Source organism: Neobacillus sp. GCM10023253, assembly GCF_042653105.1.
Lineage (GTDB): Bacteria > Bacillota > Bacilli > Bacillales > Cytobacillaceae > Neobacillus > Neobacillus citreus.
The window spans coordinates 495,390-510,238 of record NZ_JBHSHV010000006.1; the positions used below are offsets into that span (position 1 = coordinate 495,390).

The 14,849-nt window shown below is 39.6% G+C and carries 16 protein-coding genes; 7 read left to right on the forward strand and 9 right to left on the reverse strand.

The window, feature by feature from the left end; genetic code table 11:
- Positions 1-196 precede the first annotated feature (196 nt).
- The gene (locus ACFPA1_RS09695) at positions 197-964 is read right to left on the reverse strand and encodes a TSUP family transporter (protein ID WP_378582380.1); all 768 of its coding nucleotides are present in this window, start codon (positions 962-964) and stop codon (positions 197-199) included.
- A 110-nt stretch (positions 965-1,074) separates the two neighbouring features.
- Between ACFPA1_RS09695 and ACFPA1_RS09700 the strand changes: the two genes are divergently transcribed.
- On the forward strand, positions 1,075-1,863 hold the full coding sequence (locus tag ACFPA1_RS09700) for a TrmB family transcriptional regulator (protein WP_378582382.1): 789 nt from the start codon (positions 1,075-1,077) through the stop codon (positions 1,861-1,863).
- Positions 1,864-2,526: 663 nt separating this feature from the next.
- Here the strand turns inward: ACFPA1_RS09700 and ACFPA1_RS09705 are convergent.
- Both ACFPA1_RS09705 and norA read right to left on the reverse strand, forming a co-directional pair.
- On the reverse strand, positions 2,527-2,625 hold the full coding sequence (locus tag ACFPA1_RS09705) for a putative holin-like toxin (RefSeq protein WP_378582383.1): 99 nt from the start codon (positions 2,623-2,625) through the stop codon (positions 2,527-2,529).
- A gap of 248 nt (positions 2,626-2,873) precedes the next feature.
- Positions 2,874-4,067: a multidrug efflux MFS transporter NorA gene (gene norA, locus ACFPA1_RS09710; RefSeq protein ID WP_378582385.1), complete on the reverse strand. Its 1,194-nt coding sequence runs from the start codon at positions 4,065-4,067 to the stop codon at positions 2,874-2,876.
- Between the two features lie 124 nt (positions 4,068-4,191).
- On the opposite strand from norA, the gene ACFPA1_RS09715 reads away from it, so the two are divergent.
- Both ACFPA1_RS09715 and ACFPA1_RS09720 read left to right on the forward strand, forming a co-directional pair.
- Positions 4,192-5,028 carry a MerR family transcriptional regulator gene (locus ACFPA1_RS09715; RefSeq protein ID WP_378582387.1) on the forward strand — a complete coding sequence of 279 codons (837 nt, stop codon included), beginning with the start codon at positions 4,192-4,194 and terminating at the stop codon, positions 5,026-5,028.
- A 1-nt stretch (position 5,029) separates the two neighbouring features.
- The gene (locus ACFPA1_RS09720) at positions 5,030-5,470 is read left to right on the forward strand and encodes a YaiI/YqxD family protein (protein WP_213145654.1); all 441 of its coding nucleotides are present in this window, start codon (positions 5,030-5,032) and stop codon (positions 5,468-5,470) included.
- Positions 5,471-5,594: 124 nt separating this feature from the next.
- On the opposite strand, the gene ACFPA1_RS09725 is transcribed toward ACFPA1_RS09720, so the two are convergent.
- Positions 5,595-6,071, reverse strand: coding sequence for a hypothetical protein (locus ACFPA1_RS09725; RefSeq protein WP_213145653.1), 477 nt, complete (start codon positions 6,069-6,071; stop codon positions 5,595-5,597).
- Positions 6,072-6,191: 120 nt separating this feature from the next.
- Between ACFPA1_RS09725 and ACFPA1_RS09730 the strand changes: the two genes are divergently transcribed.
- Positions 6,192-7,001, forward strand: a complete 810-nt coding sequence (locus ACFPA1_RS09730) for a S1C family serine protease (protein ID WP_378582390.1) — start codon at positions 6,192-6,194, stop codon at positions 6,999-7,001.
- A 140-nt stretch (positions 7,002-7,141) separates the two neighbouring features.
- The gene (locus ACFPA1_RS09735) at positions 7,142-7,423 is read left to right on the forward strand and encodes a hypothetical protein (RefSeq protein ID WP_378582391.1); all 282 of its coding nucleotides are present in this window, start codon (positions 7,142-7,144) and stop codon (positions 7,421-7,423) included.
- Positions 7,424-7,579: 156 nt separating this feature from the next.
- Here the strand turns inward: ACFPA1_RS09735 and ACFPA1_RS09740 are convergent, their stop codons facing one another.
- From ACFPA1_RS09740 to ACFPA1_RS09755, 4 genes are all read right to left on the reverse strand, one after another.
- Entirely contained in the window at positions 7,580-8,362 is a 783-nt protein-coding gene (locus tag ACFPA1_RS09740) for a TerC family protein (protein WP_378582393.1), read from the reverse strand.
- Positions 8,363-8,925: 563 nt separating this feature from the next.
- Positions 8,926-9,393, reverse strand: a complete 468-nt coding sequence (locus ACFPA1_RS09745; protein WP_378582395.1) for a hypothetical protein — start codon at positions 9,391-9,393, stop codon at positions 8,926-8,928.
- An 83-nt stretch (positions 9,394-9,476) separates the two neighbouring features.
- Positions 9,477-10,499: a DUF3231 family protein gene (locus ACFPA1_RS09750; RefSeq protein ID WP_378582396.1), complete on the reverse strand. Its 1,023-nt coding sequence runs from the start codon at positions 10,497-10,499 to the stop codon at positions 9,477-9,479.
- A gap of 204 nt (positions 10,500-10,703) precedes the next feature.
- A complete protein-coding gene (locus ACFPA1_RS09755) occupies positions 10,704-11,363 on the reverse strand; it encodes a hypothetical protein (protein ID WP_378582398.1) in 660 nt (219 codons plus the stop codon).
- 190 nt (positions 11,364-11,553) lie between these two features.
- Here ACFPA1_RS09755 and ACFPA1_RS09760 point away from each other — a divergent pair, with 190 nt between their 5' ends.
- Positions 11,554-13,761, forward strand: coding sequence for a glycoside hydrolase family 3 protein (locus ACFPA1_RS09760; protein ID WP_378582400.1), 2,208 nt, complete (start codon positions 11,554-11,556; stop codon positions 13,759-13,761).
- Positions 13,762-13,900: 139 nt separating this feature from the next.
- Here ACFPA1_RS09760 and ACFPA1_RS09765 read toward each other — a convergent pair whose 3' ends face one another.
- A complete protein-coding gene (locus tag ACFPA1_RS09765) occupies positions 13,901-14,278 on the reverse strand; it encodes an enoyl-CoA hydratase (protein ID WP_378582401.1) in 378 nt (125 codons plus the stop codon).
- Between the two features lie 192 nt (positions 14,279-14,470).
- On the opposite strand from ACFPA1_RS09765, the gene ACFPA1_RS09770 reads away from it, so the two are divergent.
- On the forward strand, positions 14,471-14,827 hold the full coding sequence (locus ACFPA1_RS09770; RefSeq protein WP_378582402.1) for a hypothetical protein: 357 nt from the start codon (positions 14,471-14,473) through the stop codon (positions 14,825-14,827).
- Positions 14,828-14,849 lie beyond the last annotated feature (22 nt).

A 14,849-nucleotide genomic window follows, 5' to 3' on the forward strand; every position in this document is an offset into this window, starting at 1 on the left:
CTATAATTTCCTTTAAATTCTCGAGATTAAATTTTATTCTTCTTTCACTAAACTCCAGTTGTGAAATAATAGAGATTCCTTTCTCTAAAATAATCGGTGCAATGGCTAATTGGATTTCACCAATTAAATTTTCTTTAAAAAATTCACGACCAAGCCAAAAATACTGTCCCCTTTAAGGAAGACAGTATTTTTGATGTTAATGAAGATAATCATAAATATTTTTTGCTAGCAATAAGCAGGTAACGGCAATAAACAGCGCACGAACATAGCCGCTTCCTTTTTTGATCGCAAATTTTGAGCCACAAATGGCACCAGCAAGCTGTGCCACTCCCATGATTAACCCATACGTGTAATTTACTTGTCCTAGAAGCATGAACATCAACAATGCGGCAATATTACTGCCAAAGTTTAAAAATTTTGCGTTCCCCGCAGCTTTTAAAAAATCAAAACCAACCAATAAAAAAGAAAAAATTAAAAATGAGCCTGTCCCGGGACCAAGGAATCCATCATAGAAACCAATCGAAAAAAGAGCAATCGTAAAAATAATGAAGTGCTGGATGGACAATTTCTTTGGAGTTGAAACGCTTCCCCAATCTTTCTTAAAAATCGTATAAATGGCAACGGCTGCGAGCATGATCAGCATCAATGGCTTTAGTACTTCAGGGTTTATCAAATGTACAGTCCACGCACCCAGCATCGAACCAATAAAAGTGAGCGGAAATAATTTATAAACTGACTTAATATCTAGTTTACCTGACCGATAAAACATAAATGTACTCGTTAAAGAACCTATAGTCGATGCTAGTTTATTGGTCGCTACTGCCCCTGCCGGATTCAAACCTGTAAATAATAATGCGGGTAGTGCGATTAGTCCGCCTCCACCTACAACCGAATCAATAAATGCTGCTAAAAATCCGAAAAGAATCAAAATCATTAATAACGTTGGGTCTAAGTCAAAATGCATGTCATTCAGCCTTTCGTGTAGTCACTACTAAAATAGTAACTAATGAATTGCTTATTGTAAATAGGTATTGTAAATTGGAAATATAGGAAAGAAATTGGAGGACGGAAAAAGTGGTCGACATCGTGCAACGGCTCAAAAAATTAGGTTTTAACGAATACGAAGCTAAATCTTATTTATCGCTTGTTAAACAAGGTCCTGTCACTGCCTACCAAGTTAGTAAGGAGTCTGGCGTCCCAAGAGCTCGAATTTATGACGTGTTAAGTAATCTAGTTGAAAAAGGGATTGTCTTAAAGGAAGAAATAAATGACTCCACTCGGTATTCCCCTTTGCCCGTTGAAATTTTTTTGCAGAAGGCTCAATCAGAGTGGCAATCGACTTATACGGAAATAAGTGATTCATTAAGAAGTTTAGAAGCTTCTGAGGAAAAAACAGACAATCGAGTGATTACTTTAAAGGACTATCAAACCATCATTAGCTATTGTCAGACATTAATAAAAAAAGCAAACAGCCGTATTGTTATTTCGATGTGGGACGATATGTATGAGGTGTTGAAAGACGAACTGGCTGAGGCTGCGGCTGATAACGTCACTCTACAAGGTATTACCATACATGTTGAAAATCCTATTAAAAATCTAGAAGTACATCGCATCACAACTTTTACTGAAACTCCTTCTACAGAGCGTTGGTTTATTTTATCCATAGATTCTAAAGAGATGATTTACGGACCATCTATTGAGGAGCGTAGTGTTGCTTTTTATACAGATGACCCTGTCCATATTTATTTATTAGAGGATTATGTGTGGCACGATGTGCTAGTAAACCGACTTGTCCGACGCAGCCAAGACGATCTGGACAATTGGATTACCAATGAGCGGAAAACATTCTTTAAGGAAAAATAAAAATGGGGAATGCCCCTTTCCTCAAAGAAATAGGCGATCAATCACTTATCATGCATATACTAACATATCCTGGGGGTGATGGATTTGTTTATAAATTTTTTTATAAAGGTCCCATTAAGGACGCGGTAAAAATAGTCGATAGCCTAAAAAATGTTGAGTGAGCAACCTTAAGCGGAGAATTTCCGGTTAAATGCAGAATGAAGCTTGTTTCGAGGGAAATAAGGGAAGTTTTTCCGTTTATGCGCAGCAAAATCCCCCATTTTTGAATTTTTCGAGTCAATAGGCGGAACCTCTCCGTCTATTTCAGCCTTTTTTAATATAAATTACTAATTTAGCGGAATTTTTCCGTCTATTTATCAGCTCGGTTGCTTAACCTAATTCCCCAAAAGATAAGTGAGGATCCTCTTGATTCTGGATACGGAATTAGCATAAAGGCTTTGCCTGTCCAAATCCGGGAACTCCCACAGATACTCTTTTTTATTTGTAAAATACCAATTTGTTGCATATAATAAAGATATACAGCATAGCATAAAAAAGGGATACTAGCGCCAACTAGTATCCCTAATATACAGCCACACTGCATGAAGTGCAGTGACCGCCAAGCTATATTATGAGCAAAGAAGTAACCATTACCCTTTTACACTGGCAGGTGCGGGGGGAAGGTTACTTCTTTTTGAAGAGAGCGATTAACACTGAGATAAATGTTAGAATAAACATTCCAAATCCAAACATCAGAGTCATTGCTTCAACAAAAGTAACCATCAGCGGCCTCACCCCCCTTCAGAGGAAGTCGGTTAATACCACCACCTTCCACAAAAGAAAGTTCACGGCCACTTCTCACCCCGCTATGCAGCTGTACACCTTTATTATATCATTCGCCCCTACCCCGCCACAATTTTTATCATGATGTATAAGTTTTTTGAACTTTGTCTTTCATGATGAATGCCTCACTTCTAGATAGTCACAACCGAAAACAAAATAATTTCCACATAAAGTTTAATTCAATTCGACTAATTAGCTACTCTAGCCTTCACTTCTTTTGAAGAATTATTGGCTTGCTTCTTCCAAAATAATGTAAGAACGATTCCCAGGAATAAGATCAAAGTCGCAAAATAGTATGGGTAGTTGATATCTATATCAAATAAGATCCCCCCTAGAATGGGTCCACTTATGTTCGCTAAACTTGTAAACATAGAATTCATTCCTCCAACAAAACCTTGTTCGTTCCCGGCGATATTTGAAAGATATGAAGTAACTGCCGGACGGAATAAATCGAATCCAACAAAAACAAGAAATGTAACAAGTAATATAGAGAAATAGGAATGAACAACCGTCATTAAAAAGACAAGTATGGCTGATAAAATGAGGCTATATTGAATCAGTTTAATTTCACCCCAGATTCGTGTTAGCCTATCAAATAATACGACTTGTGAAACTGCACCAAGGACAGCACCGCCTGTGATGACTATTGCAATATCGGATGGTTTAAACTGAAATTTGTGGTCCACAAATAGACTAAAGAACGATTCAAAAGCTGCTAAACCAAATGAGGCAATAAAAATTAACAGAAACGCTAGGAAATATTTTGGGTCCATAATACGTTTGAAACCAACCTTCCCATCTGAGACTTGTTTATGGCTATTTTCATGACGATTAGGCTCAGATAATAAAAGGATAGAAAGTATAGCTGCAATAGTTCCCAGTGCTCCTGCAAAGAAGAATGGGATACGTGTTCCAAATTCCGCTAAAAATCCACCAATGCCGGGCCCAATAATAAATCCTGTACTAATCGCGGCAGACATATAGCCTAATGCCCTCGGACGAGTATCCAAATTTGTAATATCAGCAATAAAAGCTGTCACAGCTGGCATGATGAACGCAGCACTAATTCCGCCTAAAAGACGAGAAATAATTAGCATTTGAATGTCTTTGCCGATCCCAAATAAAAATTCCGAGATGCCGAAAATAAATAAGCCAATGACAATCATAATTTTCCTGCCGAATTGATCTGCTGCCTTCCCTGCAAATGGCGAAACAATCAATTGAGCAATAGCAAACGCCGCTGTTAAATAACCAACTGTTGTTCCCGTAATGTCTAATTCATTCATCAATGTCGGTAAGACTGGAATGACAAGACCAATTCCTAAAAAGGCTATGAATAAATTCATTAATAATAATCCTAAGGTGACCTTATTATTCTTCATTTTTTACATTCTCCTTAACAAAACTAACTACAGCAAACCACTTCATTTTGTTTATCATCATTTGTTTACAATTTCCATCCTAGTGTATATAGTTACTATATAGTCAAGGGCGGTGCTGTAAAAAATGGATAAAAAAAATGGCAAGTATTTAACTACTGGGGAATTTGCGAAGCTTTGTAAAGTAAACAAACAGACACTCTTTTATTATGATCAAATTGGACTTTTGTCTCCCCTCTGGAAAAATGAAAAAGGCTATCGTTATTACTCCATTCACCAAATAGAGCTATTTTTTGTTATTGATTTATTAAAGGATCTTGGTATGTCGCTAAATGATATTCAACAATACATGAATAATAAATCGCCTGAAAGTTTTTTATCGTTAATGTATCAACAAAAACAAGAGATTGTAAAAAAGCGTCAGGAGATTGAAATGAAGGAAAAAATGATCGATGCTAAAATAGCCATAATGGAAGAAGCGTCGCACCTTGATTTTCAACAAATGACGCTTAAACAATTACCAGAAGCAACACTTTATCTAAGTAGAAACATTGAAAATATAACGGATGAAGAATTTGTAGAGGTTATTTCAGATTTTATTAATGAATTGAACATATCCCAACTTGATTCAGGATATCCAATAGGTGGTATAACAAAACGGGAGCATGTAATGAAGGGAGAATTCTCTAATTATAGCTACTTATATATTGAGCAGCCCCATCCAAAGGTTGGATATCCCTATTTCCAGGCTGTGAAAGGTGATTTTCTTATTGGGTATCATATTGGGGATGAGAAAACATTACATAAAACCTATAAGCGGCTTTTTTCAGAAATGGAACGTTTAAATTTAGCCTTAGGAGAGTATGTTTTTGAGGAATATATTTATGATACAGTTGTAATGAATCATAAGGAACATTATGCAACCAAAATTATGATACAAGTGGAACAAAACTCTGGAGGATAAGATGAAAATATATGTTGATGCAGATGCTTGTCCGGTAAAAGATATTATTATTTCTGAAGGTACGAAGGCTGATATTCCTGTGATCCTTGTTACGAGCTTTTCACATTTTTCTAATGCGGAAAAACCAGCAGGAGTGGAAACAATTTATGTTGATTCTGGAGCAGATGCTGCAGATTATCGGATTATGAAGTTAGCAGAAAAAGGAGATATCATTGTTACGCAAGATTATGGTCTTGCTTCACTAGGTTTAGCAAAAAAGTGTACGGTCCTTCACCATACTGGGTATAGCTATACAAATGAAAATATTGACCAATTACTTCAAGCACGTTATTTAAGTGCAATGGCCCGAAAAAGCGGAAAGCGGACAAAGGGGCCAAAACCTTTTACTACAGAAGATAGTGAGAAATTTAGGGTGCTTTTTAAAAAAGCGATATCAAGTTAAATAAAGGGCCGTCCATTTTGGATTAAAAATTGGTGCCGGTTACTTAAGGACAACAGTTTGATTACGACTGTTGTCCTTTCACATTAATCTCTAACTAGTTCCATTATTTCAAGTTTTCAACTGGTCATATCCCAAAAATGCTATCAAGAACGGATAATGGAGTTTCGTATTTATAGCCAAAATCCCTTCCTGTGTAATAAAATACGGGATTTTTCAGGTTATCTGTAAATGATTTTTCTTTTTCCATTTCTTTTTCCAGCTGGTCCAACGAATCATCCATTTGGCTCTGAATACCCTTCTTACCTTCGCCAATAAATTTAACGGTTACAGAGGCAATCTGCTCTTTTCCTCTCATGATAAAAATATCCCGACCGCCGTCCGAAAAAGCTTTTAGATGAAGGTCATCGAATGAAACTCTAACCTTATCGTTCTTTTTTCGAATCACAAAGCCCCTTTCACGAAAATAATCCTCAAAGCTATCTAAAAATTCCTGAACTTTGCTATGTAACCCTGGTTCAACTATGGTTTGGAATAACTCCTGATTTTGTTCCTTTACACGGTTTAATTCCACTTTCAATTCTTCGATTTCTTTACCATTCATGTTCATTCTCCTTGTTCCTTACATTCCAATCTATTGTATCGTGAAACCATTCTTAACGCCATTTTCTTTACGTAAACCGATATAATAGGAATATACCGAACCTTTTTATGGAGGATCCACATGGACAAGGAAAATCAGGATTTTCATGAAGAACAGCCGGATTGGGAAGCTTTTTTTACTGAAGAAGAAGCAAAAGAATGGGAAAAGGATAAAGCAAAGCGGAAAAAGCGAAGAAAAATTGCTGCTAAAATAGTCAGTTCACTGCTTGTGTTTGCCATGTTAATCAGCGGATTAGGGATGTGGTTTGATGTCTTTAATCTGCCTGCCATTCGTTTTGTGAAGGTGTCTAATCAGCTTTCGAAGAAACCGGAAGTGAAAAAATACAAAAAAGCCGTCGTCACTCTGGAATGGGACGGTGTTAAGGGAACTGGCTTTAATATCGCTCCAGATGGGTTAATTATCACTAATGAACATGTTGTTGAAAAATCGAATCGAGTGAATGTGCATTTTAGCAACGGGGATTCCTTTGCAGGTAAGGTCATTGCCAAACGGCCGGAATGGGACCTTGCCATTGTTGATATTGAAAAGGCAAAAAAACTGCCCGTCCTGTCGATTGCCGCTGAAAAAGACTGGGAGACTTGGGCGGGCGAGAAAATTATTTTTATCGGCAATCCTTTAGCTTATACGCAGATTGCTAATGAAGGAACCTTCATAAGTCCGGTCCTAGTGAACGGATTGGGTATTCCGGTTATGATGATTAAGGCGCCGATTTACAAGGGAAATAGCGGCAGTCCGGTGATTAATCAAGAGGGGCAAGTCATCGGAGTCATCTTTGCCACATTGCAAAACCCGGAAATTTCCACCAAAGAAATCATTGGTGCAGCCATTCCCTCCTATTACATTCAGCAGATTATGGAAGAAATTAATTAAGATAATAAGCTGGGGAACAGTTCTGATGAAGTGTAACCAATTAATCCCTGTGGTGAACTAATGGACACACCATTAGCAATATGACCTTAGATATTGTATGATAAAAAACATGATGAAAACTTATATTAAGGAGAAAAATCATGTTTAATGAAGAGTATGAACTACTTTTAAAGAAATCCGTTGAGGTAGCTCCAGATTGGTTAAAGAAGGATGTCGAAAGCATTGTGAGTAAGGACCCTCATGCAGGCATTAGCTATCTGATTTCAGAATTGCATCACACCTATACATTTAGCCTCAGACATATTTTATCAGCAAGCCATCTATCTAGCGAGTGGTCGCAGGTTTCAAGAGAACGACTGAATTTTATTGATAATAATATTGATATTATTGTTGCACTTTATAATGAAATAAAGAACAAATAACGATTCGTAATTTCTTCTTTTAAGATCATAAGACGGCTCCCTATTTGGGAGCCAATATTGGTCGGTCTTTGTGGATCAATAAGTTCATCCCATCATGAGCTTCAGTGCTTCTGGATCCAAATTTATTGATGCACGAGAACCGTCCCCATGCATCTTTCATTTACTTCCTTTAGCATTCGCCTGTAATGATCTATTTCCAGGAGCAAACCAACCAATTAGGGCAATAGCGACTAATACTCCATAAAAAATCAGCGTCCAAGCTGTACTGTGTGGAAAATCATGATTTAAGATCCCAATATCTTCATGTGCTAGAGTGATTACAGCCAGTTTGACACCAACCCAGGCAACAATTACATATGCTGTAGTTTCCAAGGCTGGACGTTTTTCAAGAAGTTTCACAAACCAGGTTGCTGCAAACTTAATCAAGATGAGGCCAGCAACACCACCAATAAGAACAACTAAGAACTGACCTCCGTCCATACCTCCGAATTTGTCTAAAGGTGTATCTGGAAGGCCTAGAGCGAGAGCAACCGCAGCTAGAATCGAATCTATTGCAAAAGCGAGGTCAGCTATTGCAATCTTTCCAACTGTTAGCCCAAAACCTTTGCCTGCGGATTCCTTTTCATCGTCCTTGTGGATGTTCTCATTTTCTTTGCCGAATCGCGCTTGAATGATGTGCTTTAATCCTAAGTACAGAAGATAAACTGCACCTATCGCCTGTATCTGCCAAACATTTGCAATAAATGAAATCGCAAAAAGTGCAACAAACCGAAAAGCAAATGCTAAAATGATTCCGTAATTTATAGCTCTTTTTTTCCGATCTTCCGGTAAATGTTTTGCAATTACTGCTAGCACTAGAGCATTGTCAGCCGATAACAATCCCTCTAATCCGATTAGAATTAACAATGCCCAAGCGTACTCCAGCCATATTGAATCCATCCATTTCTTTCCTTTCTTTATTATAATCCACCGTTTTATGACTCTTTGTATGTCAAAAACCGCTTGTTACCATATATCCGAGTAACATAGTAAAGAACAATCCAACAACTCATAACAAACAAATAAATCACAAAAGAATAGAAAATTTTATATCCGTGTTGCGTGTAGTGAAAAACTCCCAAAGCAACGGCCAACCGCTCAAACCCGATATTTATGAATGACCACACAAGAATGTAAACTAGTGAGTACCGTAATTTGATATGCCATTTATCGTATAGATACATGAACAAATAGCAGTACGCTGCGTACATAAAGTGAGATAAAAAATCCATCAGTTCATAACGTGAGGTATCGTTTATGTCATAAAAACTAACTGGAAATACACTCAATGTATGATCGAAAAAAAAACCAAAAAACACTCCGCACATGAGATAAACACCCGTCGTCTTCTTTGTAAACCGTTTTGGGAGTATGAATACCATCAGGACTCCAATGCAGAGTGAGGTTATGACATACCACTCATTGGCATTAAAACGATTGTCATACACGATTTCATTCAAGGTTCACGAACCTCCTTTATCCAAACGAACAAACCATCGGGCAGTCCATGCCATCAAAACAATAAACATTCCATAGTCGAGGAACGCAAATACATAGTTCCACTGGCGATATTCCAAAATGCCAAACTGCACTAAAATCCAGTCGTTCACGGTAAGAAACAAACAAATTGTAGCTGCAATTGTCCATCTCCAACCCACTCTTAAGGATGAGTTAATAAGAACCTCCGAAGACATAATGAGAAGAAGCGGTATTTCGACGAAGCGACAAATATCCAGTGCCAATGATTTTTCCACGTTCCGAGTGGCTGTAACCCATTGAAAATTCTCATCAAATAATGTGAATACGGTAACGGTCATGATGGAACTTACAAAATATAGGAAGATTATTTCCGTGAGGGTAAACCTTTTTGGAATATTGGCGAAGACAATCATTACTAACCAAGTTACCATCGCCAGCAAAGCAAGGGACATTGTAATCTCCCCTTCTGAAATGGAAAAACCACCTTATTTTTTGCCTAGCTTTCATTTGGAAGTTGTTCAATCTGTTCCGATTGTTAAACCCTGTCATGCGCTTTTGGCGGTGATTCCAACCAACCTTTATCAATTAAGATATTCATGCCGTCGTCAACAAATAAGCCTATATTTATTAGAGTTCTTGCATACAACATATCTATATCTCTTCTTGCCGTTACCGCTAATGAGTTTCCAAATGCCCTTATCTTCATTGCAAACATATCCACTTTATGAAACAGCATTATTTTATCGGAAAAAGGAGGATATGTTGAGGTTGTAACCAAATGGCCTAAGTACGCTGGTGATTGTATCTGTTCAATGTGAAGTTTTTCCTTATACTGCTTTACCGCTTTATCAGTCATGTTTAAACCTCGTTTGAATAAAGCTTTTATTTTTTCATCTTTAACAATCTGATGAAATCCCAATAATAACGCCATACTTGTTGTGTTATTCTCAATGTTATCCCAAAGATGAATGATTTCTAATGCCTGTAATGGTCGGACTTCTCCAAAATAACCGTTTAAGAAACTTTGTTTATCAATTTTTTCAATTCCATCTGGTGTCGGAATGATAGGAGGGTTTGCAATTAGTTTTTTTCCCATTAAAACATTATTAATTTGCCCTAACAAGACAGTTGTACATTGATTACAATAAATAAAGAACTCTCTAATATCCTCTCTCATTACCAACGGAACTGCTACTGCATAAAGGCTCATACCTGCCTTTGCAGCATATTTTAAATAGTGAACGTAAAATTCATCGAAGTATAAACGTGGGGCACCAAGATTTACGTCATCTTTTGTAAATCCAATCGGTATAGGGAAATTATCTTTATTAAAAAATCCTTCGATCCTTTGTATGAAATCCTCTGATAAAGCTAAACCATTTTCCAATAGCGTTTTAATTTCTTCGTCCTCGCAATGCTGAAGAAAATAACTTAAGATTTGAATTGACATACTGTTTCCCATATATGTAGCCCATAGTTTACCCATTTCAAACGTCGTTAAAGGTTGGCTCTCATTTAATGAATATGAACTAAAATTGATTGGTTTCATCACATTCATTGGATTAAATCTTTATCGGTGGTCATAACTAATCTCCTTTTCCCGCATTTTCGCTTATGATTTCCATTGGGATATAGTTTAATTCCAACAAACTCTACCTCTAACTTATAATGGTAATTTGAACAACGCTGCAAGTTCGTTCCTTCATGAGCTTTAGTGCTTCTGAATTTAAATTTAACGATGCACGAGAACCGTCCCCATGCATCACCAAGAGAATTTATAGGTTTTTATTCCGTTCCCCACTTGATAGGTTGTAACTGTTACTGGTTTACCTGCAATGTTTTGTTCTATATACCTCTTTACGTAGTTTCCTACGAAGTTTTCTTCTGCGCTTTCTACTCCGTATACATATAGTTTATGACTATTGAGATAGTCTGTGTTAGTGGTTAATGTCCAGTGTCCACTATCTACATATTCTTTAAATAGTTGTTGTTGGGTCTTTTGAGGAACGACTGGCTCTTGCTTTACTGGCTTTTCAACTGGAGCTGGTTGTTCAGGTTCTTGTTTAATTTCTTGTGGTTTCGGCTGTACCTCTTCCGGTTTTTGTTCTGTTTGTGGTGTTTGTATTCCTTGTGGTTTTGGCTGTTCTACAGGTTGATTTCCAGGCTTTTGAGTTAATAGTGGTGTTTGTTCAACTTTCTTATTTTCCTCTTGCTTTGGTTGTTGTGCTTGATTATTATTGGATGGTTGTTTATTCTGTTCTACTGATTCTCCTGGTTGTTCCTTTTTAACCACGTTTATCTTTTCACTTTTCATTTCTACTTTTTCTTTCGATGGTTGCTCTGAGCTCTTCTCTTGTGTTGCTGTTTTACCACAACCAGTTAACAATCCTATTGTTAAGATAACTGAAAGTAATTTTTTCATTAGATGTTTCCTCCATTTAAGTTCGGACTATTTTATTTTTCTTCATCTTGTTAGTTAGTATTCCGTAATGAAGGTACCGATCTTAAGGTCCATTCTCCCAAACCTCTATGGCTAATACATATATCAATTGTAAGATGGTAAAAATTATGAAGAGTTATTTGAAAAAATATTATTTGAGGAGAGTTCTCCCATGAACAATGAACATACTTTAAACCCCGAACTGAATGAGTCAACACAAAGCTCTCATCGCAATGGTAACTTTCCGTGGATGGATCAGTCATTGTCACCGCGTGAACGTGCTGAGAAGCTTGTAGCGGCAATGACCTTGGAGCAAAAGATTGCCCAGCTTCACGGAGCAATGGAGACGATTAACATCTACGCCTTACCATCAATGGAAGAAATGAATGCGATGAGCCCTGAGGAATATGACAAGCTCATGGCCCAGATCCAAGTGCAGCGCCATGTAAAGGGTATCGAGGAACTTGGTATCCCGCGTTTTCGGATTACCAACGGCCCAGTGGGTGTGGGCATGGGTGACGGGCACCCGAGCCCGCCTGCTACCGCATTGCCGATGACCATTGGTCTGGCTGCCGGTTTTGATCCTAAGCTTGCCCGCGATTACGGGGACATAATCGGTTCGGAGACTGCGACGCTGGGTCAGCACGTGCTTGAAGGACCGGGTGTTTGTCTGCACCGAACCCCGATTGCCGGCCGCAACTTCGAGTACTTCTCTGAAGATCCATACCTGTCAGGAGTGATGGGTGTTGAGGTAGCCAAGGCGATTCAGGCGCACAACGTTATTGCCATGGGCAAGCATTATGTGGTTAACGATCAGGAGTATGAGCGCTTCCGTACCAGTGTCGAAGTGGATGAACACGTGCTCCGCGAGCTCTATCTGCTGCCATTTGAAATGCTGGTCAAAGACGCGGACCTTGCAGCGATCATGAGCGCATACAATCGCGTTCGTGCCACTTACGCCACCGAGAACCGTTACTTGCTCAATGACATTCTCCGGGATGAGTGGGGTTTCCAAGGCTACGTGCAGTCCGATTTCTGGTCCTGCCGCTCTACTGCCGCGTCGCTGACCGCAGGCATGGACCATGAAATGCCAGATGCCAAGTGGTGCAACGAGACCAACGTAAAGAATGCGCTCGAGGACACGAGTCTCGAGATTCAGACCGTCAACCGGGCGTTGGTTCGCCGCTTTACCCAGATGTTCCGTTTCGGACAGTTCGAACGTCCTTACAACCCGGGCGTCATCGACGCTAAAGGCCATGGCGCCATCTCCCGGAAAATCGGCTCCCAGACAGCCGTTCTTCTGAAAAACGAAGGCGGAATGCTGCCGCTTGACCCGAAAGCTTACGGCACCATCGTTATCATCGGCCAATCCGAGTTTGTCGACGATGCCTGCAATGGCGGCGGCGGCTCGTCCAAGGTTGACCCGCTTTACACCATTCCACCGGTAGAGGGAATGCAGGAAGTCTTGCACGGCCTTGGTTCGGAAGCGAAGGTCAGCAAGGTGACCGTCGCCAAAGACCTGTCGAACCTTGAAGAGGCGAAGTCTGCCGCCAAAGAAGCCGACCTGGTTATCCTGATGGCTGGCTTGGTTGCATCCGAGGGTGCCGATTTACCGAGCCCGAATATGCTTAACGATCAGAACCGCATGCTTGACGAACTCCTGGAAGTCAACAGGCACACAGTTCTAGTTTTGAAAAACAGCAGCCCCGTGATGATGCCATGGATCAACAAAGCTCCGGCGATTCTGGAAGCATGGAATCAAGGTACTGAAGATGGTCACGTCGTTGCTGATCTGCTTTTCGGTGTTGTCAATCCATCTGGCAAGGTGCCTACTACCTACGCAGCATCCGAGAACGATCTCATGTACGCCGGCCACCCTGAACGCTATCCTGGCACCGACGAGGGCAATGGCTTCCCTGTCATTCGTTACTCCGAGGGCCTCAACATGGGATATCGCTGGTTCCAGTCTCAGGGCATCAAGCCGCTATTTCCGTTCGGATTTGGCTTGTCCTACACGTCCTTTGAGCTTTCCGAATTCTCGGTAACGCCGGCTAAAGTAGACGGCAAGTCCCCGATTACGGTGAAGGTTACCGTGACCAATACTGGGAAGGTCGCAGGGGCCGAGGTTGTCCAGGTCTATTTGGGCATACCCGTCACGGGGCAGCCGCCTAAGCGCCTGGTCGGGTTCCAGAAGGTGTTTCTTGAGCCGGAGCAGTCACAGGAAGCTACCATTACGATTGATCCGTCCGCGACGAATCATCCGATGAGTGTGTGGGACTACTGCGAACATGACTTTGTAGTGAAGCCTGGTGAATACACGGTATACCTTGGTACCTCCAGCGAAGAAACTCCTTTCGAAGCTACGTTGGTCGTTTCCTAACCCCAGATTGATTAAAATAAAAAAGGATTGAATCCTGTACACTAGACAGGACTCCATCCTTTTTTTCTGGTTTAAATAAACTTAGATATCATTCCGCAATTCCAATGGCCTCAAGCCGTTTATTCGAAAAAGATTAATTCTATAATATCACGCCCGCAAAGTTCCCCTTCAACACTTGTTTCTCATTCTGAATAGTGCACAAGAAAGTAGCCATAATGGCGGTTCTATTATTCTCTTGTTTTTCAAATTGCTCAATTGTCACTTCACAAATTATGGAATCTCCCGTAAAAACTGGTCTTAAAAACTCAAAATTCATCGTACGAGCGAGTACATTGTAATCTCCGCCAACCTTTGTCGGTAATGTAGCAGTTAACATGCCTTGCACTACAAGTCTCCCCTGTTCATCTGGAGTAATATGATGATTCCCTTCATCCATAGATACTTTTGTAAACATTTCAACATCTTCTTGTTTGAATGTTCGTTCAAACTTAATTACGTCTCCTACTTTTGTTGCCAATCTGGTCTCCCCCTTGAATTTAATACTAATATCAGTATAGATACCTTAGAAGATTCAAACAATTGTTATCATGTTTTTTCAACCAGTAATATAACCACAAGCGAAAAGCCCAGGTATTTGTCCACACCACGATTAAAAACAAAACATATTTTATTGTAGAAGAAAACGGTATGAAAGGAAGATAAAAGCATTATGGAGTTTGAAAAAGAACATAAGCCTCCACAGGATGATGCCGATCCCTTTACAAATCTAATGTTCGGGAAGAAACGAAGAGTCATCGAAGAAGATATTACGAATCAAACAGAAGAATTCCCAGACCACCATGAACCTTCTCATGCACCGCAAAGGGATCCTTGGTTGTTTGGGCCAAACGGTACCCATACCCCCCCACCCGTTCACAACCAGTACAACCAAATTGAACATCTTCTTAACCAAGTAGATATCATTTTGCTCATGGAAACCGTTGATGAGGCAGTTAAAACATATAAACTATATCAACCCATATTTAAGGACGTTTCAACTTACGTGAGAAAATTCTTTAAGAAGTGAGCCATTAACCGCCGTCCATATA